Here is a 25,490-nt window from a genome sequence, read left to right as displayed (position 1 = left end):
TGGTTACGTTTTTTATAACCATGGATTTTTTACTTTATTCAGTTGTTTCTAGGTAATGGACAGCTTGCTTAAAACTGGTTACCGGTACAACTTTCATCCCCGGTGCATACTTTTTCGCCGTCTTCTTCGCTAACTGGTAGTTGGTCTGATGACCGTCTTCATATTTTAGGAGAAGTTTTGTTGGCTTAACATACGGCGCAAAGAAGACCGTTGCCCCAGCACGATGGGCCGCAATAATCTTCTTGTCAATACCGCCGATTTCTCCCACCTGACCATTAGCGTCAATGGTTCCGGTCCCCGCAATCTTACGCCCCTTTTGCAGGTCGTGACCGCTAATCTGCTGGTAAATTTGCAGGGTAAACATTAAGCCGCCGGACGGACCGCCAAGTTGTCCCGGGTTGACCTTAACGGGTGTCTTAGTCGTCACCTTCATATTATTAGTCAGCATGATCCCAATCCCAGCACGACTGCCAGTTAATTTAACCAGCTTATGGGTCGTCGTGTGAGTCTTACCATCACGCTGGTAAGTAACCGTCAATGGCGTGCCCACTTTCTGGCGGCCAATATACTTTTGGTAGCCCTGAGCCGTGTTAAAGTGGTGGCCGTTGACCTTAGTAATGGTATCCCCCACTCGGATGGCCTTCTTAAATTGGGAATTCGGCTGAACCTGCAAAACATAGATTCCCAAATATTTTTTGCTGACCGGCTGGTGGGCTGCCTGGTAGGCCACCGCAATCGCCTCGTTAATCGAACTTTGCATATAAAACTTCTGGACCCGGTCAAAAGTGGCGCTATTCTGCCCGCCGGTAACGTCATCCGCACTTTCAATCGACATGTACGGTACTAATTTTGCCATCACGTAGGTTGCCGGCCGGGCCTGCTGGAGTGCTACGGACGTAATCATAAAGCTCCCCTTGCCCTTGTCCGGATGTCCCTTGACTTGAACAAATGAACGTAAGTTACTAGCACTGCCCGGCGCTTCAATGTATGAGTTTAGCGGCCAGAGGAGTGTCCAAGCGATAAAAAGGACTGCCGCCAGGGCAATCCCAATCCAACGCGATACTTTTTTATCTTGTCTTTTCATTGTCTTTCTTCACCTGCATTAGCTGACGTTCTTCTAGCCGTTTCTTTAAGGCGTTGTTGATATTAGCTGGTAAGTAAGCGGAAATATCGCCCCCGGCTGCCGTCACCTCTTTGAGAAGGCTGCTTGAAAGGTGCTGATACTCCGGTCTGGCAAGGAAAAAGACCGTTTCGCTCTGGTCATCCAGGAAATTATTCATCGCTGAAATATCACGTTCATAACGAAAATCGGCCGTATTTCGCAGTCCCCGCATCAAGTAGTCGGCCCCGATCTTATTCATCAGGTCGACAGTCAGCCCTTCGGCAGTAATCACCGAAACGTTGCTCAGTCCGCTCACCGCTTCCTTAACTTGGGCCACCCGTTCATCAACCGAGAACAACGGGTCCTTATTTTCGTTAGTCATCACCGCAACTGCTAACTGATCAAACAGGGCACTCCCCCGCTTAATTAAGTCTAGGTGTCCAAGGGTCAACGGGTCAAATGTTCCAGGAAATAATGCTACTTTCATAAGTTACAACTCCTTTTGGTAACGATAAATAGTTAATACGGTAATTCCGTAGGTCTGCTGTTTAATAAATTTAAAACCAGCCCAATCGGCAGTTGGCAACTGGGCGGTCTGGTCGGTTTCAGCAACCACCAGGGCGCCGTCAGCCAGTAATTCCCGTTCTGCCATTGCCGTCATATCCTTGACGATTTGCTGTTTTGCGTATGGGGGGTCCAGGAATACCAGCTGAAAATGCTGCCCCTCCTTAGCAAGCATTCCCAGGGCCTTTTGTGCGTCCATCTTATAGACAGTAAATTGCTCAGGGTGCTTGGTCACCGCAATATTTTTCTTAATCGTTTTGATTGCTTGATACTGACGGTCCACCAAGACGGCATTGTCCACGCCACGCGAAACAGCCTCAATACTGAGTCCCCCACTGCCCGCAAACAGGTCTAAACTTGTCCCACCGTCAAAGTAAGGACCAATAATGTTAAACAGGGCTTCCTTGACCTTATCCGTAGTTGGCCGGGTTGCCATCCCAGGGACCGCGCTTAACCGGCGGCCGCCGAACTTACCAGCAACAATTCTCATTCCTTATCATCCTCATCATGTAGTTTATAAACGCCACTCATTTCTAAATCCGTCAATGTCGGGTCCAGGTCTGGCCGGTAAGACGGCTTGACATAACGTACCGCCCGCAACTTTTCTAACCGGTCAGTCACCGTTTCCACCTCGTCCTGATTGACGTACAGGACCACGTAGTGCATATGGCGGGAAACGTAGCGCACCAGCCCGTACCGCCGCAAGCTCCGAATAACCCGGTTGCTATTAATCCGGACAATCAGCGCACGCCGGGAGACTAACTCGAACATTAATCACCACTCCCTTCAGCAGAAATAAATGGTTGGCCCATCTGCAGCTGCTCCTTATTTTGCTGAACACTAATATTCATTACGATTCCAACCGCACTGGAAAGGACTAGCATACTAGAACCCCCGTAACTAATAAAGGGAAAGGTCACCCCGGTGATGGGGAGGAGGCCTAGTACCCCACCGATGTTGAAGAGGGTCTCCACCATCATAAACATCGCCGTCCCGTAGCAAATCAGGGTCTGATAGAGCGACCGGCTCCGCACACCGATCAAGATGATTCGACAAATCAAGCACAGCAGGAGGCCCAGAATCAAACTTACCCCTACCAAGCCCAACTCTTCACTGGCAATCGACATGATAAAGTCAGTATTCGGTTCGGGAAGGTAGCCCATTTTTTGGATACTATTACCAAGCCCCACACCAAAGACACCACCGTTACTAATCGCGTAGTAGGAGTTAACCAGCTGACTTCCCGACCCGCTGGCATTGCCGAACGGGTTCATGAAGGCAATAAACCGTTGGGCACGGTAACCGCCGTGGAAGAGGCCACTCTCGACCGCCTTTTCCAGGAGGAAGTAGCCCACAAGGGGAAAACCAATCAGGGCCCCAATCCCGTAACTCCACCTGAAATCACAGGCGAGGGCCATGGCGAAGATGATGGCAAAATTGATTGCAGCACCCCCAGTGTCGGGTTGGGCAAAGATTAACATGATGAAAACGATTGCGACCACCAATGGACCAATTGCGGCACTGGACTCCAGGAAGTGGGTTCCTCGTTGCCGGGCCCGGGCCATCCGGTCACCGAGGTAGAGGATAAAGTACAGTTTACAAAACTCTGCCGGCTGGATATTAATTGGCCCCAATGAAATCCACCCCTTCGCCCCGTTGATTGCCCGACCAATCACCAGGACCACTGTCAAAAGCAGGAACATAACCACGGTAGAGTCTCGAAGAAATCGCCGGGTCCGCAACCTTTGCATTGGGAAATTGGCAAAGAAGAAGACGCAGCAAAAGCCAATCACTGCATATAATGCCTGCTTAATCAGGTAACTGCGGGGACTGATTCCCTGGATACTCAGGCCAGCACTAGCTGAGTACACCATTACTACACCGGTTAGGCACAGTAAAAGGTACGGGACTAGCAGGAAGTAGTCCCAGTAACGCATATTATGCCAGGCGGTGCGCCATGGCCGCGGTCGAATCGTTGTTTTTCTCATTATTCCTATTGCCACCTAACTCTATCTGTAAATACAAGGCTCATTATACCATTATCGACCAGGGGTTAAAAATCCCCGGACTAAGCAAAAAGGACCCACGCAGGAAAACTCCCGCGTAGATCCTTGCCGACTGGTAGAGATTACTTCCGTGAGGCAGCCTTACGACGCTTAGCAGCCTTTTCACGTGCATTCGTGTTCAAAATCTGCTTCCGCAGACGAATATTTTCTGGCGTGACCTCACAGTATTCATCTTCGTTCAAGAACTCCAAGGATTCTTCCAGAGAGAAGTGAGTTGGGGTCTTAATGTGGGCCATTTCGTCAGAACCCGCAGCACGAACGTTGGTCAGGTTCTTCCCCTTGGTGATGTTAACCGTAATGTCGTTTTCACGGCTGTTTTCACCAACGATCATTCCCTCGTAAACTTCCGTACCTGGGTCAATCAACAGCTGACCACGACTTTCAATTCCCATCATAGCATAAGTAGTAGCCTTACCAGCATTCATTGATACCAAAGTACCCTTTTGCCGGCCAGGGTTCCAGTTCTTAATTACCGGAGCATACTTTTCGAAGGTGTGGTTCATAATTCCGTAACCACGGGTCAGGGTCATGAATTCGGTGGAGTAACCAATCAGGCCCCGTGATGGTGCCAAGAAGATCAGCCGGGTCTGACCATTCTCACTTGGTTCCATGTTCTGCATTTCACCCTTCCGCTTGGAAAGACTGTCAATGACGGAACCAGTGTATTCATCAGGCGTATCGATTTGAACTTCTTCGAATGGTTCGCTCATGACCCCATCAATTTCCCGGTAGATAACCTGTGGACGGGAAACTGACAGTTCGTAGCCTTCACGCCGCAGAGTTTCAATCAGGATTGACAGGTGCAATTCACCACGACCTGAAACGGTCCAGGCACCCGGATCATCAGTATCTTCAACCTTCAGGGAAACGTCAGTCTGCATTTCACGCTTTAAACGGTCTTCCAATTGCCGAGCAGTCACGAACTTACCCTCCCGACCAGCGAATGGTGAATCGTTGGTCCGGAAAGTCATTTGCAGCGTCGGTGGATCAATCCGCAGTGGCGTCAATGCTTCAGGATGTTCGGAATCAGCAACCGTTTCACCGACATTGATGTCTTCCATCCCGGAAACGGCAATCAGGTCACCAGCCTTGGCTTCTTTGATTTCCAACCGCTTCAAACCGAAGAAACCAAAGAGCTTGGTAACCCGGAAATTTTTCTTGGAGCCGTCTAGCTTGAGCAGGGTAACATTGTCACCGACCTTGATTGAGCCGCGAACCACCCGGCCAATTCCGATCCGGCCAACGAATTCGTTGTAATCCAGGATAGCCACTTGGAATTGGAGCGGTTCATCTGAATTGTCAACTGGTGCCGGAATGGTCTTGATAATGGTATCAAAGAGCGGCTTCATCGTGTGTTCCTGAGTAGAAATATCAGAATCATAACTAGAAGTCCCGTTCATTGCTGAAGTGTAAACAACTGGGAAGTCCAGCTGGTCTTCATCTGCCCCCAGTTCGATAAAGAGGTCTAACACTTCATCAACGACTTCTTCCGGACGGGCACCCTTCCGGTCAACCTTGTTAATAACAACGATTGGCGTCAAGTGTTGTTCCAGCGCCTTTTGCAATACGAAACGGGTCTGGGGCATGGTTCCTTCAAAGGCATCCACAACCAAGAGCACCCCATCAACCATCTTCATAACCCGTTCCACTTCACCACCGAAGTCGGCGTGGCCTGGGGTATCCAAGATGTTGATCTGGTACTTGCCATACTTAACAGCCGTGTTCTTGGAAAGAATAGTGATTCCCCGTTCACGTTCAATGGCGTTAGTATCCATGGCCCGGTCTTCAATTGAGAAGTGCTCCGGCAAAGTGTCAGACTGCTTTAACATTTCATTAACCAGGGTCGTCTTACCGTGGTCAACGTGGGCAATAATCGCAATGTTACGAATGTCGTCACGTGTTTTCAAAGTTCGATTCTTCCTTTCTACAATCCATTCTCCTGAATTAGTATACACTCATTTAGGGTTGATTTCATAAAAAAACTGTGACCATTTCGTCACAGCTTTTAACAATTAGTCAGTAAGCTCAGCAATCTCCCGGCTAACTTGTTTAGTAGCTATCAATACAAGGTTAGATGATAGCACATCTGGTGCGGTTCCGTCAATCGATTTAACTACTAAGCCTAATTCTTCTGCCATCGCCCGGCCTGCAGCCAGGTCCCAAGGATGGAGGTGGGAAACGTAGCCCGCTAATTCACCTTTCAGCATCCCGATCATTTCCATTGCCGCACTCCCGTACATCCGGAGTCCACTGGCAGCCTTGGCAACCATCGGCAGGTTCTTCACGTTCCCTAAAATAAGCGGACTACTGATTGAGACCAGGCCCTCCCGCAAGGAAAGGTCGGCAGGGGCAGCCAATTGGCGATCATTGACAAAGACACCCCGTCCCGGACCACCATGGTACAGCTGCTCATTCATGCTGTCCATAATGTAACCCAGTGTTGGTTGCCCATCAATATAGAGCGCTAGCATAATTCCAAAGTGATTGCGCTGCTTAACAAAGTTCAGGGTTCCATCAATCGGGTCCACAATCCATACGTGACCGGCAGTACTGGTAATTTGCTGGTTACCATACCCCTCCTCGCTGAGAATTTGACAGTCTGGGTCAACCCGCCGGAGGAAAGCATCGATTTCCCGCTCATTTTGTTTATCCACGGACGTCACCAGGTCATTATAATTGGTTTTTGTCGCTACCTGAAAGGGTTCCTGCATCCGGTGGAGGGTTTGCTGGTTAACCCGCCGGAGCATTTCAATTACTTGTCTATCTAATTCGTCAATCACTTTTCATCGCCAACCATCTTAATAAATTTTGCTTGTGACTCGCGTGCCCGCTTCAAGACAGGGTAAGCCTCGTAGCCGGATGTCTGGGCAAATTGACGCCACAACTGTTTCTCACCCATTTTACTAGGAACAACCGTCTTAAAGTCACGGTAACGGTCCAAAAAGACTTGACGGCCAATCCCTGCTTCATAGGCATCCTCAACCGCCCGCCAAAAGGCAATCACCGTTTCCATTTCTGAAATTGACCAGTCGCTGTCTAATGGGTAAGCATAATTTTGTTCTTTCATCAATTATCCCCCACTTTAATTCTGCTGTCCCCATTATACCGTGCTAGTTTTAAATTGGCGAGAAAAGAACGGCGACCGGACCTAACTTGCTTGGCTCTGCCCACTTTCTATCGATTCGCTACCGACCTATAAAAATCAAAGCCCCAGCCCCTTATTCCTGACGATTCCCTCCGTAGGCCATTATTTTTACAGTTCCTCACAGTACGCGGATAAAAACAAACAGGCCCCTAGCGCCGGTAAAACCGGACGCTAGAGACCTGCTTGTACTTTCAGGGCATGAAGCAAACTTCCAACATGCTCTCAATAGTTTTAGATGTGGGTTGGGAAGCCCATTGCAATGTCCGCTGCTTCTTGAATTGGTTCATTCAAGGTTGGGTGCGGGTGAATCGTCAGGTCAACGTCTTCCACGTTCATGCCGCAGTTGACAATTAAGGATAATTCACCGGCCATGTCGCTGGCACCAGGACCAACGATTTGTGCACCGACAACGTTCTTTTCATCCTTCGTGTAAATCAGGCGAACAAAGCCATCTGGTGAGTCCAGGGAAACGGCCCGGGCATTCCCGGCAAATGGGAATTGAGCAGTAGCAACTTCAATGCCCTTTTCCTTTGCTTGTTCCTTGTTCAGCCCGACTTCTGCCATTTCTGGATCAGTGAAGCAAACTGCTGGTACACCTACCCAGTCATTAGCAGTGTTCTTGCCAGCAATAGCACCCGCCGCAGTCTTTGCTTCAAAGAATGCCTTGTGGGCCAGGGCCGGACCAGGAACGATATCACCAATTGCCCAGATGCCGTCAACGTTGGTTCGACCTTGCCGGTCAACGATTACCTGGTGATGATCGTTGAACTCAACACTGGTCATGTCTAAACCGAAGTTGTCGGTGTTTGGCTTCCGGCCGACGGAAACCATGCAGTAATCCGCCTTGATGGTCTGTTCTTTACCATCAACTTCGTAGGTAACAGTGACGCTAGAATCGTCCTGTTCGGAGTTTTTCGCCATTGCACCAGTGATGATGTCAATGCCCTTCTTCTTCATGTTCTTTTCAACAACTTTGACCATGTCGTCATCAAAGCCGTTCAGAATTGATGGAAGTCCTTCCAAAATTGTGACATGGGATCCCAGGTTAGCATATGCACCAGCCAATTCTGAACCGATGTAGCCACCACCAATCACAATCAGTTCCTTTGGAATTTCAGGCAGGTTCAGGCAACCAGTTGAGTCAATGACCCGGCCTTCAAACTTGAAGTGGGGAATTTCGACTGGACGGCTACCGGTTGCCAGGATTAAATTCTTCCAGGTAATCGTTCGCCCAGTGTCATTGTCCATAAATTGCTTTGGACCTGGCTTGATGACACGAAGTTGATGGTCGTTATCCAAAATGGCCTCACCATTAATAATTTCAACCTTGTGCTTCTTCAAAAGCATTTCAACCCCACGGGTCATCCGGTCGACAACCTTCTTGTCCTTCCATTCCTGGGTCTTCTTGAAATCAATTGTGGCATCAGTCTTGGAAACACCATAAGTCGATGAATCCTTAGCCTCCTGAAGACGGTGTCCAGCAGCAATTAGGGCCTTTGAAGGGACACAACCAACGTTCAGGCAAACACCACCCAGGCCCGGGTCACCCTTTTCAATCAGGGTAACCTTTTGACCAAGTTCAGAAGCCCGAATGGCAGCTACGTAACCACCAGGGCCGCCACCTACAACGACAGTATCTTTTTGTTCAACTTCAGCCATACTATTCTAACCTTCCATCATAATTAATTCTGGGTCATTCAACATCCGCTTAAGGTAGTTCATTGCGTTTTGAGCCAATGCACCATCAATCAACCGGTGATCAACAGTTAAGGACAACTTCATCATGTGTCCAACAACGATTTCACCCTTGTCGTTAACGATTGGTTCAGTAGCAATCGTCCCAACACCTAAGATTGCAACTTCTGGTTGGTTGATAATTGGAGTGAACCACTTGCCACGCATTGAACCGATGTTCGAAATCGTGATACTCCCACCAGCCATCGAGGATGGACTCAGCTTGTTGTCCTTGGCAGCCTGAGCGTTGTCGGCGATTTCTTGGGCAATTTCAAACATACCCTTCTTGTCGGCATCCTTAATGTTCGGGTTGTATAGACCATGATCGGTGTTCGTAGCAATTCCAACATTGTAGTAGTGCTTTTGAACCAGTTCCTGAGTAGCGTCATCGATTGAGCAGTTCAGTTCTGGGAACTTTTTCATCGTCGCAACTAATGCCTTCACAACGTATGGCAGGAAGGTCAGGTGAATACCTTGATCAGCAGCAACAGCCTTGTACTTCTTCCGTTGGGCCATCAGCTTAGATACTTCAACGTCATCGAACAGGGTAACCATTGGGCTAATGTCAACGGAGTTCCGCATGTTCTTGGCGATAATCTTCCGCATTGGTGTCAATGGTTCACGGGTTTCGGCATCTTCACCAGCACCCTTGTATGGCTTGATGGTGTTCCCGGCAGCCTTAGCAGGGGCAGCAGCGGCGGCCTTTGGAGCAGCCTTAGCAGCAGCTGGGGCAGCGGCACCGTTAAAGTTGTCAATGTCAGCCTTGAGGACTTGACCATGCTTACCGCTTGGTTGAACGAGTGAAATATCAACACCCTTATCACGAGCGTATTGACGAACTGAAGGCATTGCCATAACCAGCTTGTTTGGTTCAGCTAATGGAGCAACTCCACCTTGGGCCGGAGCAGCTTCTTCCTTCTTGTCATCTGCTGGTGCAGCAGTTTCCTCCGCACCGTCATCAGCAGCCGGTTCATCATCATCGTCGTCACCCTCAACGTTGGTGCTGACGCCATCTTTGCCGTCATCAATCAACAGTAAGTCGTCGCCCTTTTCAACGTGGTCATCTTCCTTGACGTTCAGAGTTTTAACCGTCCCGTCAACAGGAGAAACCAGCTGAGTGGTTGACTTATCAGTTTGAATTTCAATTAACGGATCGTCGGCCTTAATTTGGTCGCCTTCCTTAACCAACCATGAAGCTACATCCCCTTCGGTCAGTCCTTCACCCATTTCTGGTAGTCTGAATTTATATGCCATATCGTATTAACTTCCTTTCATAACCGTTAACAAATTAACGATTAGTAATTAACTACTTCGCGAACTGCATCTTCGATATCTTTAGATGCTGGAATCCAAACGTTTTCTGCTTGTGGGAATGGGTAAACAGAGTTTGGAGCCGCTACCCGGGTGATTGGAGCATCCAGGTACATGATGGCACCTTCGGAAATTGCTGAAGCAACTTCAGCACCGACCCCCGCCTGCTTCTGTGCTTCTTGCACAATAACAACGTGGTGTGTCTTCTTGATGGATTCAAAAATCGTATCGGTGTCGAGTGGGTAAAGTGACCGCAAGTCGATAATTTCCGCAGAAATGTTGTCCTTAGCGAGCTTCTTAGCAGCCTTCTGTGCTTCTGAAACTTCACCACCATAAGCAATGATCGTTACGTCGCTACCTTCCTGAACAACGTTTGCCTTGTCCAACGGAACAGTGTACTTGTCATCAGGAACTTCGCCCTTAACGGAACGGTACAGACGCAAGTTTTCCAGGAAGACCACTGGGTCGTTGTTTTCAATTGCGGAAATAATCAAGCCCTTCGCGTCGTACGCAGAACTTGGCGTAACTACCCGTAAACCTGGCACACCAATAACGAAGTTTTCGAAGTTGTCCGCATGGAGTTCTGCGGTATGGGTACCACCACCATATGGTGTCCGAATCGTAATTGGGGCGTTCTTGGTACCGTTGTATTGGAAACGAATCCGTGACATTTGAGAAACGATTGAATCCAGGGCTTCAAAGATAAAACCACTGAATTGAATTTCCGGAACCGGCCGCCAGCCAGTAACCGCTAACCCAATGGATAAGCCTAAGATACCAGATTCAGCAAGTGGGGTACTGAAGACCCGATCCTCGCCGTACTTTTCTTGCAGGCCGTTAGTAGCCCGGAATACACCACCGTTTTTACCGACATCTTCACCAAAAACCAGGGTCTTAGGATCTTCAGCTAAAGCAATGTCAATACCTTCAGTAATAGCTTTGATATAAGTCTTCTTAGCCATGATTACTTCGACTCCTTTGCTTCGTACTTCTTGATTTGTTCTTTAATATCTGGGGTTGGTACTTCAAAGGTCCGCTTGAGCATGTCAGAAACCTTTTCTGGCTCAACAGAGTCGGCTTCCTTCATAGCCTTCTTGAAGTCATCCTTGCATTCAGCAACGTACTTTTCTTCCTCTTCTTCGGACCAGAGCTTCTTTTCAGTCAAGTACTTGCGGAGACGAATCAGTGGGTCCTTGTCGAACCATGGCTTTTCTTCATCCTTTGTCCGGTAACGGCTAGGGTCGTCACCAGCAGAACTGTGGGCACCAAACCGGTAAGTTAAGGTTTCAATCAGGACAGGCCCGTTGCCAGCGGCAGCAAATTCACGGGCTTCCTTTGCAACTTCGTAACATGCCAAGACGTCCATTCCGTCAACCTGAACAGCAGGAATTCCAGCTGCAACCCCTTTTTGAGCAATGGTTTCAGCTTCCGTTTGGAGCTTCCGTGGGTAGGAAATAGCCCAACCATTGTTTTGAATGATGAAGACAGCAGGTGCTTGGAAGACACCGGCAAAGTTCATCCCTTCGTAAGTGTCACCCTGTGAAGAACCACCTTCACCGGTATAGGCATACGCAACGGTATCCTTTTCACCGTTCTTCTTAATTCCTAAGGCACCACCGGCCATTTCAACCATTTGGGCACCAATGATAATTTGTGGCCGCAAAGCACGAGCGTCAAAGAGGTTCCCCTTGACGTGGCCCTTAGACCATAAGTACATCTGAGCGACAGTCGCACCATGCTGGATTAATTGTGGCAAGTCACGATAAGCTGGGAACAAGAAGTCCTGCTTCTTAAACGCAGCCGCGGTCCCCATTTCGGAGGCTTCTTCACCCCAGGTTGGTGCGTAGAACCCAAGCCGACCTTGTTGGGAGAAGCTCATAGTTTGTTCGTGCAGAGCGCGTTCCCAAACCATCTTCTTCATTAAGTCTACAAGTTGGTCATCAGTAAAATTAGCCATCAATTCCTTGTTAACGACTTTTCCATCGTTATCCAGAATTTGAACGGGCTTTGCGAATGCAGCGCCTTCTTCGGCTTTAATCTTAGCAAAGTCTACAGCTTTGGCATCGGCCATTATAAACATCCCTTTCCAAATCCAATTAACATCATATATAAGCGATTGCCTACTTACAGTTTCTAGTATACCGATTTTTCATCATAATACAAGCGCTTTCATAGACTTTTTAAGTGGGTATTGACTAGAAAACGCCCCAATGTAAACGTTGTCACTTTCGACTGCAAGTTTAAATTGCAATACACGGGTTTATGGTTATCAGACTAATTATGGTAGACTAATTAATGAGAATATATTATTTGGAGGCGGAAAGTTTGTTTTTGATGAAGGATATTGTCCGTGACGGTGACCCCGTTCTTCGGAAACGAGCAGCTAAGGTCAGTTTTCCCCTTTCTGACGAGGACCAAGAGCTTGCTAAAAAAATGATGGAGTACCTAGAAGTCAGCCAAGATCCCGAACTCTGTGAAAAGTACAAGTTACGGGCGGGTGTCGGACTAGCGGCGCCCCAAGTCGGCGTATCTAAACAGATGGCAGCCGTACTGGTCCCTGCAACTGAAGAAGGGGGCAAACCAGAATTCAAGGATGTTATCATCAACCCGGTAATTGTCAGCGAGTCAGTGCAGTATGGCGCGCTGACAGAAGGAGAAGGCTGCCTCTCCGTAGACAAGGATGTCCCAGGCTATGTTCCACGCCATGACCGGATCACCCTGCGCTACCAAGACACTAACGGTGAAAAGCACCAGGTACGGTTAAAGAACTATCCGGCAATTGTTTGCCAGCATGAGATTGACCACCTGCACGGGATGCTTTTCTATGACCACATTAACAAGCAAAAGCCATTTGAGGCTCCCGCTGATACCATCATGATCAGCTAAAGCAAAAGGGATTCCACCCCCACAGGATCACCCGGAAAATATTCCCTGAGTGATTACTTGCGGCAAGGTGCAATCCCTTTTATTAATGGTCAATTTTCTTTAGGTCAGCAACGTATTCCCTCGTGGCTTCATTCAACAGGTAGGCAACGTCAATATGCTGAACATGCTCATACTGCCACCAATCAGTCACGACAAAGCTCTCCCCGGCTTCCGGCAGCTGGTGACCACGGGCATAGTCATTGAGTTTTTGTTCCAGCCGTTCTTTTGTCAGGTCTGCCAAGTCTGCTACCGGAAAATGATATTCGAACGCTAAAACGCCCTTTCCCCACACGTCTGCAACCAGCTCGGATTGCAGCGTCCAGTCCCAGCCAAGGTCGTCTTGCAAGCACTGGTTAACTGCTTGATCCGTCGTCTGTTGGGCCCGGTTCCGGAGCATGATTGTGGCCCGGTTAATCAAAATCCGGTGGACCCACACGTAGAGCCCCGCTACTAGAATCACCGCGATTAAACAAATCAAAAATACTTTCATCCACCAGACCCCCACTCCTGTCTTTCCTAAAATTATAATACCATGTTGCTAATTATTAAGACAGCCTTTCGCAGATGTGCTAAAATAGTTTAAGTAAATCGCAGACCATAATATCATTACTATTAAGGAGTTTTTAGTAGAATGACTTTTAAAGTATATTTTCAACCAGATAATACCAAGCGCCCCGTGCGGGAGAACACGCAGTCAATTTACATCGAAGCGGATTCTGAAGCGGAAGCGTTATTGATGGTTGAGCACAACACCGACTATAACATTGAATATGTCGAACAACTTGACACCAAGGCGCTGGAATATGAGAAGCAAAATCCTAACTTCAAAATCACGACATTTTAATTAGGATTGTCAGAGGCTGGGAAAAATTACTCAGCCTCTTTTTTCTTGCTTACACAAAAGAGGAACATCGTTTATGCACTATTCAATTATTCTTAACCCAACTGCTGGCAACGGTAACGGTTCTCGGGTATGGCCCGGTATTCAGCAGCAATTAGTAGAAAATCAGGTCGACTTTTCGATGCAGGCAACAAAGGACGAGACCAGCGCCGACTACTTTGCCCGCCGCCTAGCAACCGCGCGGCATTCTACGAAGACAACCGTCCTCGTAATCGGAGGGGACGGGACGCTGCATGATGTCTTGAACAGTCTAATCGCTAATACACCGGCGCACGCGCAGCAGCTCCCCCTCGCATATATTCCAGTCAGTAAGCTCAGCCGCTTTGCCCGTGCCTACGGAATCTCCCTCGACCCTGCTGGAGCCCTTCAGCAAGTTTTAGCTACCGAGGCGAGCGAACAGGTCCATATCGGCCACTACCATGACGCCATCAAAGATAATGACGGCTACTTCCTAAACAGCATTGGGATTGGCTTTGATGCTGCGCTACTCAACCAGCGCAACCAGGCCAGCAAGCGGCAGAAGTTTCGCTGGAGCCGGTTAGCCTTTTTCAGCCGCGCAACTGCCATCCTCTACAACCAGCAACCGTTTCAATTAATGTTAAACGGTACGACCGGGCGTCTGTTATCACCAAAAGCCTACATCGCCATGGTCGCTAACCATCCCTTTACCGACAGCCGAATTCAGCTGACTACCACAGGGGGGCTTCACGAAAATAGCCTTGACCTGATTGTGGCCGAACGACGCGGCTGGCCGCTAACCTTCTGGCAACTTCACCAGTTCTACCGTGGACGCCTCGCCAGTTCCCGGTGGGCAATCCACCAGTCAGGAACGAACTTTCACCTTACCACCACTTCGCTGGAATTTTGCCAGGTGGATGGTGAGCCCATGGGCAATCGTTTCCTTGACATGACAATCACTTCCACCAGCTACCCGTTTTTGCAGCAACATTAAAAGGAGACCGTGACATAATAAGTCCTATTACTTTAACAAAAAAAGCGAACAGCGCAGTACACAAAGGGGCCTCAGTGCTCGGCAAAGCCGAACTCTGAAGCCCTCTTTTTGCTTATGGGGAGGCGTGAAGACGAAGTCATAAATGACTTCTGTCACGCCCCCTTTCAGTTATTCTTAAATTAAGCTAATTAATCTTCCGATGCTTCCATTGCCTCTAAGATTATTCGCAGCTGACTGCACTCTTCCCGCAATGAACTCATCTGGTCCCCACACGTTGGCTGGATGGTCACTGTTTCATTACCATCAGAGGTGGGGTGCTGCTCGCTTTGGCACAGTGTCGCCAATTGGCTCTCCGCCTGTGCTAACTCTTCTTCAATCTCGTGTTTATTGCTCACTTTAAACACTCCCGTTTCAGTAAATATTTAAAGCAATCATTAATTGCATACTGCCAAGTTATCACGAAATTAGGGAAAAGTTAACCCTTTCTATTTTACATCTCGGTTACTTTCCGATGAAAGCTTTCTCATTTAACGGTTCCGCCGAGCGGATGATAAAACTAGCCCCGTCCCACACAGGCCATGGGGGTTGCTCCTGAACTACCAGCCACTGCACTGCCTTTTTATTTTTAAAATGACGAAAAGACTGGTTTTATTCCCAGCTTTTATTCCCAGCCTTACTCGCTAATTTTTATTCCTTATTAAGTTTGGTCATAAAGGCCTGCAAACGGTCGATCACTGCGTCAATCTGACTGTCAGCAGCGGCGTATGACAAGCGGATATGACCTTCACCACCGGGGCCAAACGCGCTCCCGGGAATCACACCCACCCGGGCCTGATGCGCCAGGTCGCGTGCAAACTGAACATCATCATCCCCGTACTGAGCGGGAATCTTGGCGAAAAGGTAGAAGGCGCCGTCAGGGATTGCAATTTCAAAGCCCAACGCCCGCATTGCACCCGCCAAGTGATTCCGGCGGTGTTGGTACTGCTGACGGTAAATTGCTGGGTCTTCCTTACCGTTGGTTAAGGCTTCCAACGCCGCTGCCTGGGCGGTATCGTTTGCTGCCGTTACCATAAAGGAGTGCATCTTGGAAATTTGTTCTACCAGTTCTGCTGGGGCAGCTAGGTAGCCCAACCGGTATCCCGTCATGGCATGGGACTTTGAAAGGCCGTTGATCAGCACTGTCTGATCAGGCAACTGACTAGCAAGGGAGACAAATTGATGATCGTAGACCAACTCGCTATAGATTTCATCCACAATCGCAATCAAGTGGTGATCCGCCAGCACTTGTGCCAGCTCTGCCATTTCGATGGCGGAATAGCTTCTGCCGGTCGGATTATTCGGGTAGTTAAGGACAACCGCCTTCACCCCTGTTCCTGCCTGGGCCAGCTCCTTGCGCAGACGGTCCGCGGTTAGCAAGAAGCCATCCGGCGCAGTGTTAACAATTATTGCCTGCGCCCCAGTCAGCGCAATACTCGAAAAATACTGCGAATAAATCGGCGTTGGCACAATTACCTTGTCACCCGGATTCAGGAGGGCAAAGGTGGTAGCGGTAATGGCCTCGGTAGCTCCAACGGTTACAATAACCTCTGTTGCCGGATCATAATCAACCTGCCGACTGGTCTTCAAATAACGGCTAATTGCCTGCCGCAACGCCAGTGTCCCCCGACTAGCCGAGTAGTGAGAATCGTTCTGCTGGATGCTCTTAACCGCCGCCTGCTTAACGTGCTCTGGAACGTCAAAGTCCGGTTCACCCAAAGTCAGTTTAACGATTCCCGGCACTCCGGAAATCTCCTCATCAAAGGCCCGAATTTGAGCGGGCGGCAGACTAGCAATGCGCTTATTGGCAGTCCCTCGTAGTTCTTTTGCTAATGATGGCATCGTGTTACCTCCTATAAAATATTTTCTAAGCCAATTACTAGCTCGTCTAAATCCAGGACCTTCTCCAATGCCACCTTAACCCCGCTCATGAATGACTGCCGATCAAAAGAATCCTGGCGAATCGTTAACGCTTCACCAGCACCACCGAACAGGACCTGCTCATGGGCAACATAGCCGGGCAAGCGTACAGAGTGAACCTTGATTCCGTGGTAATCCCCACCACGCACATTGTCGAGGGTGGTCACCTCGTCTGGGCTGCTTTCGTGACTTGGACGAACCTGGTCGATCAGCTTGGCGGTACTCAGGGCCGTCCCTGATGGTGCGTCCTTTTTATCAGCGTGGTGCATTTCAATTATTTCAACATCCGGGAAGTACTTTGCAGCCTCCTGGGCAAACTTCATTAGCAAGACCGCCGACATTCCGAAGTTTGGCGCGACCAGTCCACCGACATGCTTTGCCCGGCTCGCCGCGATTAATTCCGCTTCCTGTTCGTCAGTCAAACCGGTAGTGCCGACCACCGGTGCCAAGCCGTGCTCAAGCGCAAACCGGACATTTTCATAAACGGCTGCCGGGACGGTAAAGTCCAGCCAGATATCCGCCACGTTAGGGTCGACTTGCTCCCGCTTCTGGTAGATTTTTACGTCTGGTCCCAACCCGAGTTCGGCACGTTGGTCTGCCGTAGCGTGAGGTGCCAGCACGGCCGTTAGTTGGGTATCCGCAAGACCGTTGACGAGGGCAACCGCTTTTTGCCCCATTGCTCCAGTGGCCCCCGCAATCAATACTTTTTTCATCGCTTATTCCCCCAAGTTAAGTGGTAACTGCTTCTTTAATAGTTGGTCCGCTGGTAGTTCTAACGCCGCTGCCAGTGACCGTTGTTCTTCTTCGTTCAGCGGCAAAATCGGCAGGCGGCAGCCACCCACCTGAAAGCCCTGGGCATTTAATACCGCCTTCACTGGTGATGGCGATGGATACATAAAGAGGGCCGCCATCCGTGGTGTCAGCCAGCGCTGCAGCCGTCCCGCCTCCTGGTAATCACCCCGGTAAAGGGCGTCATACATCCGCCGCATTTGGTGTGCATAGCTGTGTGAGGCAACCGAGATTACCCCATTGGCTCCGAGGACACGGGCAGTCAGTGCCTGGGCATCTTCACCGGTAAAGACGGCAAAATCGCTTCCCCGCCCTTCAACAATTTCTTCGAGCTCTTCCAGCGAAGCGCACTGTTTAACGGCCGCGATGTTCGGGTGCTGGGAAAGTTCGATGATTGTTTCGGCGGCCATCTTGACCCCCGTGCGTCCGGGAATATTGTACATCACGATCGGGAGTTGAGACTGGTCAGCTACGGCGGTGAAGTGGGCCTTCATTCCCCGTTGGTTTGGCTTATTGTACGGTGGAACAACGACCAGGGCGTAGTCAATCCCCGGAATCGCAGCAACCTCATTGGTAAAGGCAATCGTTTCAGCAGTGTTATTGCTTCCCGTCCCGGCGATTACGGGAACTCGGCCCGCAACCATTTTACCGAACTCCTCGTATAGTTGGATCTTCTCATCATGGGTCAGGGTTGGTGTTTCGCCGGTTGTTCCGCCAATCACAAAGCCATTGCTCCCCTGGTCAATCAGGTAATTGGTCAACTTCTCCAGGCTGGCGAAATCAACCTGCCCCTGATCATCAAAGGGCGTGACAATCGCCGTCAAAAGGTCTGCATCTGCTAATCGCATAACTATTCCTCCTTGTTCATTCGTGCCTCAATAAAACCGGTGATAGCATCAACGCCCCGCTTGATTGCCGACTCCTGCGGCGTTAACGTGGCGGAGTGAAGCTGGGAGTCATCATCAACCCCTAGCCAAAACATCGTCCCTGGGAACTTTGCCAATAGGAAGCCGAAGTCCTCCCCGGTCATTGCGGGGGCGGTTTCCACAAAGTCTACGTTCGGGGCCTGCTGCATGTAGTTAATAAAGAACTTAGTCAATTGCGGGTTATTCTCAACCGGCCAGTAGCCGCCCTGGTTTAGCTCCAGGTTGACGTTCATGTTAAAGCTGCGCCCGATTCCCGCGCAAATATCTTCCAAGCGTGCATCAATCTTTTCAATCATAGCCTGGGTAAGTCCCCGAATCGTTCCCTCAATTCGGGTGTGACCAGCAATAACGTTCCGGATCTCGCCACCCCGAATTTTGCCCAGGGTCACGACCCCGCTTTGAACCGGGTCAATGCTACGGGAAATCACCGTTTGCACCTGCATAATCAGTGCTGCGGCAGCGACTACCGTATCGTTTGCGTCCTGCGGATAAGCCGCGTGGCCGCCCTTCCCCTCTAAATCAATGTTAACTTCCGTAGTTCCGGCAAAGAGGGTTCCTAAGCGGCAGCCAATTGCGCCGGCAGGTAAATCCGGATTGTCATGCAGGCCGTAAAATTCATCTGGCCGCCACTTACCAGCAAACAGCCCGGCTTCATACGCCCGCTTACCACCATAGTCATTCTCCTCCGCTGGCTGGAAGAAGAACAGCAGGTTGTCCTGCGGCTGGTGCTCCGCAAAGTAGTTCAAGACCCCTAAGGCCACCGTCATATGGATATCGTGACCACAAGCGTGCATTACACCGGGGTGCTGCGACGCAAAAGGAAGCCCCGTTTGTTCAGTAATCGGCAAGGCGTCAATGTCTGTCCGGTAACCAATCGTCCGGCGAGGGGCCGTCCCCTTTACCCGTACAAACAGGGCGGTGGGCAGCTCTGGCGTTTCCCTAATTTCCAGATAGTCCTGCTTAAAACTTTTAATCACCTGAAGCAGGTACTCGTGAGTCGCCGTTTCATGCAGGGCTAATTCAGGAATGGTGTGCAGGTGGCGACGAATCTGAATTAATTCTTCTTCATTTAATACCATTATAGCTTCCTCAAGTCATCTTCCAGGGCGGTCTTGTCACTGGTCTGCTGGTCAACCCGCTTGATAAACTTAGCAGGAACTCCCGCGACCATTGTCCCAGGTTCGACGTCGTGGGTAACAATCGCACCCGCAGCCACTACAGCGCCCGCACCAACGTGGACCCCCTCGATAACAACGGCATTGGCGCCAATTAGAACATTATCGTCAATCCGCACCGGTTGGGCACTGGCTGGTTCTACAACCCCTGCCAGAACCGTTCCAGCGCCGATGTGGCAATGCTTCCCGACAATCGCCCGGCCGCCAAGCACTGCTCCCATGTCAATCATGGAATCAGCACCGATTTCCGCGCCAATGTTGATAATAGCACCCATCATAATGACGGCGTTGTCGCCAATCAGAACCTTGTCCCGAATAATGGCTCCCGGTTCAATCCGGGCATTAATTTTCTTGAGGTCTAGCAGGGGCACCGCTGAATTGCGGGCGTCGTTTTCAACGTGGTAATCCGCAATCTTGCTTTCGTTTGCGGCTAAAAATGGCTTAATAACTGTCCAGTCCCCGTAAAGGGTCGCCGTTTTTTCTTCCGCGAAGGCCTGCACCGCGTCCGGGAAGGTCAATTGGTCGATTGCCCCTTTTAACAGCACCTTGACTGGCGTCTTCTTAGGGGCGTTTCCAATGTAGTTGATGATTGCCTGTGCATCTAATTCTGCCATTCTAATCACTCTTTCTTCCTATATATTAATGTTATTTTGCTTCAGTATATGGACGGTCCAGGTGAACCAAGTCTTCATAGCTTTCCCGTTCAATCACCAGCTGAGAGTGGCCATTCTCCGCAAAGACCACTGCGGGCCGGGGATTTCGGTTATAGTTGGATGCCATTGCATATCCATAGGCCCCGGTATCCAACATTACAAGAACATCCCCCGGTTTCGTCTTCGGCAGGGCCTGGTCCTGGCTTAAAATATCACCACTTTCACAGTACTTCCCAGCCAGGCGGACGTGTTCCGCCAATGGTGCTTGGGGGTCTCTTGCCAGCACCGTTTCGTACTCTGCTTGGTAGAGGGCGGGACGAATATTATCACCCATTCCCCCGTTAATGGTGACGAACGGGCGGTAACCCGGTAAGTCTTTCCGGGAACCAACCGTGTAGAGGTTATAGCCAGCCGGCCCAACGATTGACCGCCCCGGTTCGATCCAGATTGCCGGCATTTCCAGAGCTGTCGGCGCAACCGCAGCCTTGATGGCCTTGATGATGGCATCGACAAATTCCTCAGGCCGCAGCGGTTGGTCATCCTTTGTATAACGAATGCCAAAGCCCCCGCCAACGTTGATGACCTGGGCTTGGTAGTCATACCGCTGCTGCCAGTGGTTAGCTACTTCCACCAGCTTGTTGGCAACCCCTTCAAACCCTGCCAGTTCAAAAATTTGTGAACCGATGTGAGCGTGCAGGCCGATCATCGTCATCCGTGGTGACGCTAAGACCGCCTCCAATGCCCTGTCCGCCTGTCCTGATTCTAAGTCAAAGCCAAACTTACTGTCGACTTGGCCGGTCTGGATGTACTTATTGGTGTGGGCGGAAATTCCCGGGGTGATACGCAACATCACTTTGACCCGGGCGTCCAGTTCGGTTAGCACCTGGTTTAGCAGCTTAATTTCGTAAAAATTATCAACCACGATTACGCCAATGTTGTTCTTAACCGCCATTACCAGCTCATCATATGACTTATTGTTGCCATGAAAACTGGCATGGGAGAGTGGGAAACCGGCCTTCAATGCCGTATACATTTCGCCACCGGAAACTACGTCGACATGGGCTCCCTCCTGGTCGGCAACTTGATACATCGCAATCGCCGCAAAGGCCTTGCTAGCATAGCTAACCTCGTATTCAACCTGGTTAGCTTCGAAAACCCGCTTAAAGGCGCGAATCTGGTGCCGGATTTGACTAACATCATAAACCACCAGGGGCGTTCCGTACTGCTGGGCCAGGTCAAGGCTATCACAGCCACCAATCATTAGGTGACCGGCTGCGTTAAGCTGGCTTGCTGAAAGCTGTTCGTTCATTCTTGATTCCTCCAATTCTGCTGACGGGGAAACCGACGGGATAAAAAAATCCACTATTTGCGCAAAAACAAATAGTGGAGCTAATACCCATTTTATCTGTCGATAGCGCAACGCAGGCTCTTATCCGTCCTGCGACAGTCCGTGATTTATTCAACCACGCCCCAGCTGCCTAACCGCCGCCCGGTTAAGTGCTTCGGCAGCCGCCCTGTTCAGAGGGGATCAACGTCCGGCAGGAACTCCCCCAACTTACTGGTGTTGGCTGCGCCTCTTCGATTTGTAATTAGTTTATAAAAAAATAATTAGAAAGTCAATAGCAAAATTAATTTGGCATGAAGCAACCCTAGAATTAGCTTTGGTTAAGTGCACCATTACAGACTTGATTTTCAGATTCAGTGCTTGCAAGTTTTCTTAAACATGTTAGAATTCGGTTAAATTTATTTACGGAAAATGAGTTCAAATGGCATTTTCCCAAAGGAGTGCTTAAAAAATGAAAGTCGTTAAATTCGGTGGCAGCTCACTTGCAGATGGTGAGCACTTTGCCCAGGCGATTAAGATTATCACTGCTGACCCCCAGCGACGGGTCGTTGTCACTTCTGCGCCTGGTAAGCGGACAGCAAATGATACCAAGGTCACCGATCTCCTGATCAAATATGCCCAGCAAGTAATCGCTGGACAGCCGTTCCAGGAAACGGTTACCCAAATCATTGACCGTTATACCGCGATTGCTGACTATTTTAACGTTCCTCAGGCCAAGCTGGCCCCACTAGCCGAACGGCTTAACAAGTTGCCGAACTGGCACTTTCCCAATAACAACTACCTTCTCGCCGCGTTCAAGGCCCATGGCGAGCGGCTCAACGCCCAATTGATGACGATTATTCTCCAGCAGTTGGGCTACGAAGCCCGCTTTGTTACCCCCGAACAGGTCGGTCTCCGGGTCACCGGGACCCCCAATAACGCCAGCGTAACTCCAGAGGCCTACTCACTCTTGGATCGGTTTTCCTTTAACGACAGTGAACTGCTGATTTTCCCCGGCTTTTACGGCATTACCCTTGCCGGCCACCTCGCAACCTTCTCACGGGGCGGCTCGGACATTACAGGGGCGATTCTTGCCCATGGCCTCCATGCTGACCTCTACGAAAACTTCACTGACGTTGACGCAATCTACGTCGCGAACCCAGCTGTCGTTGACCATCCCCAACCCATCGCTAAGATGACCTACCGGGAAATGCGGGAGTTATCATACGCCGGCTTCTCGGTTTTCCATGATGAGGCCCTCATCCCTGCCATCCAGGGCAATATACCGATTAACGTCAAGAACACCCAGCATCCCGAAAAGCCCGGGACCTTGATTGTCCCAGACAAGAAATTTCAACCCGCGGATATCGTTACCGGGGTGGTCAGCGGTAAGCACTTTGCCGCAATCTACCTCCACAAGTACCTTCTGAACAAGGAAACGGGCTTCACTCTACGAATCTTAAATATCCTGGCCCACCACAACGTTTCTTACGAGCACATGCCGTCAGGGATTGATGATATCACCATTATTTTAGACAAGAACCAAATCGACGACCAGCTAGTGGATACTATTTGCAACGAAATCCAGGAGGAAATCAACCCGGACCAGCTCGAATGGATCAATAACTACGCCATCACGATGGTGGTTGGCGAGGGAATGCGGAACCGGATCGGGGTAATCAACGACATCCTTGCCCCCCTGGCAGAAGACGGGATCCCAGTGCCAATCATCAACCAGGGAGCCTCCCGAATCTCAATCATGATTGGCACCTATGATCGGGATGCTGACAAGGCTGTCCGCGCAATTTATCACCGGTTCTTCGCTAATTAGGAGGTTTTATGATGACACAACTATTAAAAGTTCACGGCTCCCAGAACAGCTTCTTTATCCTCGACCAAACAAAGCTGAAGCAGGCACTAACTGATGACGAACTCCGCCGCCTAGCCCGCCAATTGACCGACCCCCAGGATGGCTTGCTAGGCGGGGCGGATGGCCTCCTCGTTGTTGGCCGGCCAACCCGCCCCGGGGCAACCGCCCAAATGCGGGTAATCAATGCTGATGGCAGCGAGGCCTCAATGTGCGGCAATGGCCTCCGGACCGTCGCACGCTACGTGGCGGAGCGGGACGGCCAGACGTCGTTCAAAGTCGACACAATGGACAGCAGTTTGCAAGTCCGGCAAGCAGGCGAACTGGCGCCCGGCGTCCCTGCCTTTGCCGTGGAAATCTCACCGGTCCGCTTTAATAGGGCCGCCTTGCCCTTCGACAATCTAGGACACGACCGCCTATTGGGTACCCCGGTACCAGAGCTGGCTCCAGGTCTCACCTTCACCACCCTGGCGGTTCCGAACCCCCACCTGATCAGCTTTGTCAACCAGGAAACCATTGAGGGCCCCCTCTTGGGAGAACTAGGGTCCTACCTTAACGGCGCCAACCCCTACTTTAGCGACGGGGTCAACGTTAACTTTGCTCAGATTCTCGGGCCACAAAAACTTTTTGTTCGGACCTATGAGCGTGGGGTTGGCTTCACGAACGCTTGCGGAACCGGAATGTCGGCCACCAGTCTGGCCTTTGCCCTACTTCATCCCGCCAGCGCGGCCTTCGACGAAGCAATTACCGTCTACAATCCGGGTGGGATGGTCAAAACCAGCGTTCACTTCGCCGACCACCGCTACTGGATTGAATTAATCGGCAATGCTACCTTTACCCACCAGCTTGAAATTGCCGAAGACCTCCTCCACCAGGGAAGGGTCACCGCCCACGATGCGCAGGTTACTGCCACCGGTGAACAGGAAGCTTACCAGAACTTCATCCACCAGCTCCCCCATTTCAATTTAAGCGTTAATTAAAAGTTTGCTGTACACCAAAAAAGCATTCAAGATCAGCTGCCAAGCAGATTTTGGATGCTTTTTCTCATTCCTCTTTACGCAGACACGAAGCCTAGCGGTTAAAGAGTGTGTCAATTGATTGGTGGTTGTGAATCCGAACAATGGCCTCTTTTAGTAGATCTGCCACCGAAAGTTGGACCAGCTTAGGAAACTGCTTTTCCGCCGGCAGGTGAATCGTATCGGTGACCACTAGCTTCTCCAGGAGGGAATCCTGCAAAATGGTGGTTGCATCGGCAGATAGAACTGGATGGGTAGCCACCCCGTAAATTTTCTTAGCGCCAAACTTGGCCAGGGCCTGTGCAGATAACTTCATCCGCACCCCCGTATCTACAATATCATCGACGACGAGGGCGGTCTTGCCCTTTACATCCCCAATGACATATTCGGGGACCTTCTGATTAGTTTGTTCCCGTACCTCATCGGCCCGGTTGTCAATAATCGCGATGGGCGCCTTGATCCGTTCCGCAAACTTCCGTGCAAAACTAACGCCGGCATGATCCGGTGCCACCACAACTGTTTCATCGTTAATCAGGTCATGCTTTGCAAAATAATCCGCAAAAAGGCTTGTTGTTTGCAGGTGGTCGACCGGGATATCAAAGAATCCTTGAACTTGGGCAGCATGCAGGTCAATGGTTACCAGCCGGTCAATCTGGTCCATTTCCAGCAAGTTGGCAATCAATTTGGCGGTAATTGGTTCCCGACTCCGGGCCTTGCGATCCTGCCGAGCATAACCATAGTAGGGCATCACCACGTTAATTTTGGCCGCACTAGCCCGCCGCAGTGCATCCACCATGATTAATAGTTCCATCAAGTTGCTGTTGACCGGGTCGGAAACGGATTGAATTACGTATACCTCGCATCCCCGAACACTTTCGTCAATGGTAATCTTTATTTCACCATCAGCAAAGTGGTTAACAGAAGCCTTGCTGAGCGGCAGGCCGACCTTAGCGGCAATGGCTTCCGCTAAGGGCTGGTTTGAGTTCAAGGCAAACAACCGGACGTTTTGAGCATTCTTAATCTGCGTCATTGTTCTACTTCCTTTATCTTAACTAGCAGTGTGCAGTACACCGTTTATTATCGC

26 protein-coding genes and 1 riboswitch are annotated in these 25,490 nt (G+C 50.1%); of the genes, 5 read left to right on the top strand and 21 right to left on the bottom strand.

Features of this window, described 5'->3' with window-relative positions:
- Positions 1–34: 34 nt before the first annotated feature.
- The 12 genes from N4599_RS00495 to pdhA form a co-directional block, all read right to left on the bottom strand.
- On the bottom strand, positions 35–1,084 hold the full coding sequence (locus N4599_RS00495) for a SepM family pheromone-processing serine protease (RefSeq protein ID WP_260900745.1): 1,050 nt from the start codon (positions 1,082–1,084) through the stop codon (positions 35–37).
- Positions 1,068–1,589 (bottom strand): pantetheine-phosphate adenylyltransferase, encoded by a 522-nt coding sequence (gene coaD, locus N4599_RS00490; RefSeq protein WP_260900741.1) that lies wholly within the window; start codon positions 1,587–1,589, stop codon positions 1,068–1,070. The genes N4599_RS00495 and coaD overlap by 17 nt, the downstream gene beginning before the upstream one ends.
- A 3-nt stretch (positions 1,590–1,592) precedes the next feature.
- A complete protein-coding gene (rsmD, locus tag N4599_RS00485; protein WP_260900726.1) occupies positions 1,593–2,156 on the bottom strand; it encodes a 16S rRNA (guanine(966)-N(2))-methyltransferase RsmD in 564 nt (187 codons plus the stop codon).
- Positions 2,153–2,437 (bottom strand): YlbG family protein, encoded by a 285-nt coding sequence (locus tag N4599_RS00480; RefSeq protein ID WP_003711768.1) that lies wholly within the window; start codon positions 2,435–2,437, stop codon positions 2,153–2,155. Before N4599_RS00480 ends, rsmD begins: the two co-directional genes overlap by 4 nt.
- The gene (locus N4599_RS00475; protein ID WP_260900718.1) at positions 2,437–3,654 is read right to left on the bottom strand and encodes an FtsW/RodA/SpoVE family cell cycle protein; all 1,218 of its coding nucleotides are present in this window, start codon (positions 3,652–3,654) and stop codon (positions 2,437–2,439) included. Before N4599_RS00475 ends, N4599_RS00480 begins: the two co-directional genes overlap by 1 nt.
- A 140-nt stretch (positions 3,655–3,794) precedes the next feature.
- On the bottom strand, positions 3,795–5,639 hold the full coding sequence (gene typA / locus N4599_RS00470) for a translational GTPase TypA (RefSeq protein ID WP_191363420.1): 1,845 nt from the start codon (positions 5,637–5,639) through the stop codon (positions 3,795–3,797).
- Between the two features lie 105 nt (positions 5,640–5,744).
- A complete protein-coding gene (locus tag N4599_RS00465) occupies positions 5,745–6,512 on the bottom strand; it encodes an inositol monophosphatase family protein (RefSeq protein ID WP_191363419.1) in 768 nt (255 codons plus the stop codon).
- A complete protein-coding gene (locus tag N4599_RS00460) occupies positions 6,509–6,799 on the bottom strand; it encodes a UPF0223 family protein (RefSeq protein ID WP_191363418.1) in 291 nt (96 codons plus the stop codon). The genes N4599_RS00465 and N4599_RS00460 overlap by 4 nt, the downstream gene beginning before the upstream one ends.
- A 309-nt stretch (positions 6,800–7,108) precedes the next feature.
- On the bottom strand, positions 7,109–8,536 hold the full coding sequence (gene lpdA, locus N4599_RS00455; protein ID WP_191363417.1) for a dihydrolipoyl dehydrogenase: 1,428 nt from the start codon (positions 8,534–8,536) through the stop codon (positions 7,109–7,111).
- A 6-nt stretch (positions 8,537–8,542) separates the two neighbouring features.
- Positions 8,543–9,865, bottom strand: coding sequence for a 2-oxo acid dehydrogenase subunit E2 (locus N4599_RS00450; RefSeq protein WP_260900692.1), 1,323 nt, complete (start codon positions 9,863–9,865; stop codon positions 8,543–8,545).
- 41 nt (positions 9,866–9,906) lie between these two features.
- Positions 9,907–10,884 carry an alpha-ketoacid dehydrogenase subunit beta gene (locus N4599_RS00445; protein WP_191363415.1) on the bottom strand — a complete coding sequence of 326 codons (978 nt, stop codon included), beginning with the start codon at positions 10,882–10,884 and terminating at the stop codon, positions 9,907–9,909.
- 2 nt (positions 10,885–10,886) lie between these two features.
- A complete protein-coding gene (gene pdhA, locus N4599_RS00440; protein ID WP_003711711.1) occupies positions 10,887–11,993 on the bottom strand; it encodes a pyruvate dehydrogenase (acetyl-transferring) E1 component subunit alpha in 1,107 nt (368 codons plus the stop codon).
- Between the two features lie 254 nt (positions 11,994–12,247).
- On the opposite strand from pdhA, the gene def reads away from it, so the two are divergent.
- A complete protein-coding gene (gene def, locus N4599_RS00435) occupies positions 12,248–12,808 on the top strand; it encodes a peptide deformylase (RefSeq protein WP_003711702.1) in 561 nt (186 codons plus the stop codon).
- Between the two features lie 82 nt (positions 12,809–12,890).
- On the opposite strand, the gene N4599_RS00430 is transcribed toward def, so the two are convergent.
- Entirely contained in the window at positions 12,891–13,337 is a 447-nt protein-coding gene (locus tag N4599_RS00430) for a hypothetical protein (RefSeq protein WP_260900667.1), read from the bottom strand.
- A 141-nt stretch (positions 13,338–13,478) separates the two neighbouring features.
- Between N4599_RS00430 and N4599_RS00425 the strand changes: the two genes are divergently transcribed.
- Both N4599_RS00425 and N4599_RS00420 read left to right on the top strand, forming a co-directional pair.
- A complete protein-coding gene (locus N4599_RS00425; RefSeq protein ID WP_260900665.1) occupies positions 13,479–13,691 on the top strand; it encodes a DNA-directed RNA polymerase subunit epsilon in 213 nt (70 codons plus the stop codon).
- 73 nt (positions 13,692–13,764) lie between these two features.
- On the top strand, positions 13,765–14,700 hold the full coding sequence (locus N4599_RS00420) for a diacylglycerol/lipid kinase family protein (protein WP_260900658.1): 936 nt from the start codon (positions 13,765–13,767) through the stop codon (positions 14,698–14,700).
- 188 nt (positions 14,701–14,888) lie between these two features.
- Here N4599_RS00420 and N4599_RS00415 read toward each other — a convergent pair whose 3' ends face one another.
- From N4599_RS00415 to lysA, 7 genes are all read right to left on the bottom strand, one after another.
- A complete protein-coding gene (locus tag N4599_RS00415; RefSeq protein ID WP_003711693.1) occupies positions 14,889–15,095 on the bottom strand; it encodes a hypothetical protein in 207 nt (68 codons plus the stop codon).
- Between the two features lie 292 nt (positions 15,096–15,387).
- Complete coding sequence (locus N4599_RS00410) at positions 15,388–16,578, bottom strand: aminotransferase class I/II-fold pyridoxal phosphate-dependent enzyme (protein WP_191363412.1); 1,191 nt, start codon at positions 16,576–16,578, stop codon at positions 15,388–15,390.
- Positions 16,579–16,589: 11 nt separating this feature from the next.
- Complete coding sequence (dapB, locus tag N4599_RS00405) at positions 16,590–17,369, bottom strand: 4-hydroxy-tetrahydrodipicolinate reductase (protein ID WP_191363411.1); 780 nt, start codon at positions 17,367–17,369, stop codon at positions 16,590–16,592.
- Between the two features lie 3 nt (positions 17,370–17,372).
- A complete protein-coding gene (gene dapA, locus N4599_RS00400) occupies positions 17,373–18,293 on the bottom strand; it encodes a 4-hydroxy-tetrahydrodipicolinate synthase (RefSeq protein WP_191363410.1) in 921 nt (306 codons plus the stop codon).
- Positions 18,294–18,295: 2 nt separating this feature from the next.
- Positions 18,296–19,450, bottom strand: coding sequence for an N-acetyldiaminopimelate deacetylase (locus N4599_RS00395; RefSeq protein WP_191363409.1), 1,155 nt, complete (start codon positions 19,448–19,450; stop codon positions 18,296–18,298).
- The gene (gene dapD / locus N4599_RS00390; RefSeq protein WP_034537399.1) at positions 19,450–20,160 is read right to left on the bottom strand and encodes a 2,3,4,5-tetrahydropyridine-2,6-dicarboxylate N-acetyltransferase; all 711 of its coding nucleotides are present in this window, start codon (positions 20,158–20,160) and stop codon (positions 19,450–19,452) included. Before dapD ends, N4599_RS00395 begins: the two co-directional genes overlap by 1 nt.
- A 31-nt stretch (positions 20,161–20,191) precedes the next feature.
- Entirely contained in the window at positions 20,192–21,508 is a 1,317-nt protein-coding gene (gene lysA, locus N4599_RS00385; RefSeq protein ID WP_260900609.1) for a diaminopimelate decarboxylase, read from the bottom strand.
- A 94-nt stretch (positions 21,509–21,602) separates the two neighbouring features.
- Positions 21,603–21,786: riboswitch (Lysine riboswitch) on the bottom strand.
- Positions 21,787–21,995: 209 nt separating this feature from the next.
- Between lysA and N4599_RS00380 the strand changes: the two genes are divergently transcribed.
- Together N4599_RS00380 and dapF are read left to right on the top strand one after the other, a co-directional pair.
- Positions 21,996–23,354 (top strand): aspartate kinase, encoded by a 1,359-nt coding sequence (locus tag N4599_RS00380; RefSeq protein WP_191363407.1) that lies wholly within the window; start codon positions 21,996–21,998, stop codon positions 23,352–23,354.
- Between the two features lie 11 nt (positions 23,355–23,365).
- The gene (gene dapF, locus N4599_RS00375) at positions 23,366–24,370 is read left to right on the top strand and encodes a diaminopimelate epimerase (RefSeq protein ID WP_191363406.1); all 1,005 of its coding nucleotides are present in this window, start codon (positions 23,366–23,368) and stop codon (positions 24,368–24,370) included.
- 91 nt (positions 24,371–24,461) lie between these two features.
- Here the strand turns inward: dapF and N4599_RS00370 are convergent, their stop codons facing one another.
- The gene (locus tag N4599_RS00370; protein ID WP_056984608.1) at positions 24,462–25,436 is read right to left on the bottom strand and encodes a ribose-phosphate diphosphokinase; all 975 of its coding nucleotides are present in this window, start codon (positions 25,434–25,436) and stop codon (positions 24,462–24,464) included.
- Positions 25,437–25,490: the final 54 nt, after the last annotated feature.

It is taken from the genome of Limosilactobacillus oris (assembly GCF_025311495.1).
GTDB classification, from domain to species: Bacteria; Bacillota; Bacilli; order Lactobacillales; family Lactobacillaceae; genus Limosilactobacillus; species Limosilactobacillus oris_A.
The sequence above is the reverse complement of the archived record's forward strand: the minus strand, read 5'-3'. Positions and strand labels throughout refer to the sequence as shown.

What these genes read in the sequence shown, in the direction of transcription:
- N4599_RS00495 (WP_260900745.1), bottom strand. Translation starts at nt 1,084, where the DNA reads ATGAAAAGACAAGATAAAAAAGTATCGCGTTGGATTGGGATTGCCCTG.
- coaD (WP_260900741.1), bottom strand. Translation starts at nt 1,589, where the DNA reads ATGAAAGTAGCATTATTTCCTGGAACATTTGACCCGTTGACCCTTGGA.
- rsmD (WP_260900726.1), bottom strand. Translation starts at nt 2,156, where the DNA reads ATGAGAATTGTTGCTGGTAAGTTCGGCGGCCGCCGGTTAAGCGCGGTC.
- N4599_RS00480 (WP_003711768.1), bottom strand. Translation starts at nt 2,437, where the DNA reads ATGTTCGAGTTAGTCTCCCGGCGTGCGCTGATTGTCCGGATTAATAGC.
- N4599_RS00475 (WP_260900718.1), bottom strand. Translation starts at nt 3,654, where the DNA reads ATGAGAAAAACAACGATTCGACCGCGGCCATGGCGCACCGCCTGGCAT.
- N4599_RS00460 (WP_191363418.1), bottom strand. Translation starts at nt 6,799, where the DNA reads ATGAAAGAACAAAATTATGCTTACCCATTAGACAGCGACTGGTCAATT.
- lpdA (WP_191363417.1), bottom strand. Translation starts at nt 8,536, where the DNA reads ATGGCTGAAGTTGAACAAAAAGATACTGTCGTTGTAGGTGGCGGCCCT.
- N4599_RS00450 (WP_260900692.1), bottom strand. Translation starts at nt 9,865, where the DNA reads ATGGCATATAAATTCAGACTACCAGAAATGGGTGAAGGACTGACCGAA.
- N4599_RS00445 (WP_191363415.1), bottom strand. Translation starts at nt 10,884, where the DNA reads ATGGCTAAGAAGACTTATATCAAAGCTATTACTGAAGGTATTGACATT.
- pdhA (WP_003711711.1), bottom strand. Translation starts at nt 11,993, where the DNA reads ATGGCCGATGCCAAAGCTGTAGACTTTGCTAAGATTAAAGCCGAAGAA.
- N4599_RS00430 (WP_260900667.1), bottom strand. Translation starts at nt 13,337, where the DNA reads ATGAAAGTATTTTTGATTTGTTTAATCGCGGTGATTCTAGTAGCGGGG.
- N4599_RS00425 (WP_260900665.1), top strand. Translation starts at nt 13,479, where the DNA reads ATGACTTTTAAAGTATATTTTCAACCAGATAATACCAAGCGCCCCGTG.
- N4599_RS00420 (WP_260900658.1), top strand. Translation starts at nt 13,765, where the DNA reads ATGCACTATTCAATTATTCTTAACCCAACTGCTGGCAACGGTAACGGT.
- N4599_RS00410 (WP_191363412.1), bottom strand. Translation starts at nt 16,578, where the DNA reads ATGCCATCATTAGCAAAAGAACTACGAGGGACTGCCAATAAGCGCATT.
- dapB (WP_191363411.1), bottom strand. Translation starts at nt 17,369, where the DNA reads ATGAAAAAAGTATTGATTGCGGGGGCCACTGGAGCAATGGGGCAAAAA.
- dapA (WP_191363410.1), bottom strand. Translation starts at nt 18,293, where the DNA reads ATGCGATTAGCAGATGCAGACCTTTTGACGGCGATTGTCACGCCCTTT.
- N4599_RS00395 (WP_191363409.1), bottom strand. Translation starts at nt 19,450, where the DNA reads ATGGTATTAAATGAAGAAGAATTAATTCAGATTCGTCGCCACCTGCAC.
- dapD (WP_034537399.1), bottom strand. Translation starts at nt 20,160, where the DNA reads ATGGCAGAATTAGATGCACAGGCAATCATCAACTACATTGGAAACGCC.
- lysA (WP_260900609.1), bottom strand. Translation starts at nt 21,508, where the DNA reads ATGAACGAACAGCTTTCAGCAAGCCAGCTTAACGCAGCCGGTCACCTA.
- N4599_RS00380 (WP_191363407.1), top strand. Translation starts at nt 21,996, where the DNA reads ATGAAAGTCGTTAAATTCGGTGGCAGCTCACTTGCAGATGGTGAGCAC.
- dapF (WP_191363406.1), top strand. Translation starts at nt 23,366, where the DNA reads ATGACACAACTATTAAAAGTTCACGGCTCCCAGAACAGCTTCTTTATC.
- N4599_RS00370 (WP_056984608.1), bottom strand. Translation starts at nt 25,436, where the DNA reads ATGACGCAGATTAAGAATGCTCAAAACGTCCGGTTGTTTGCCTTGAAC.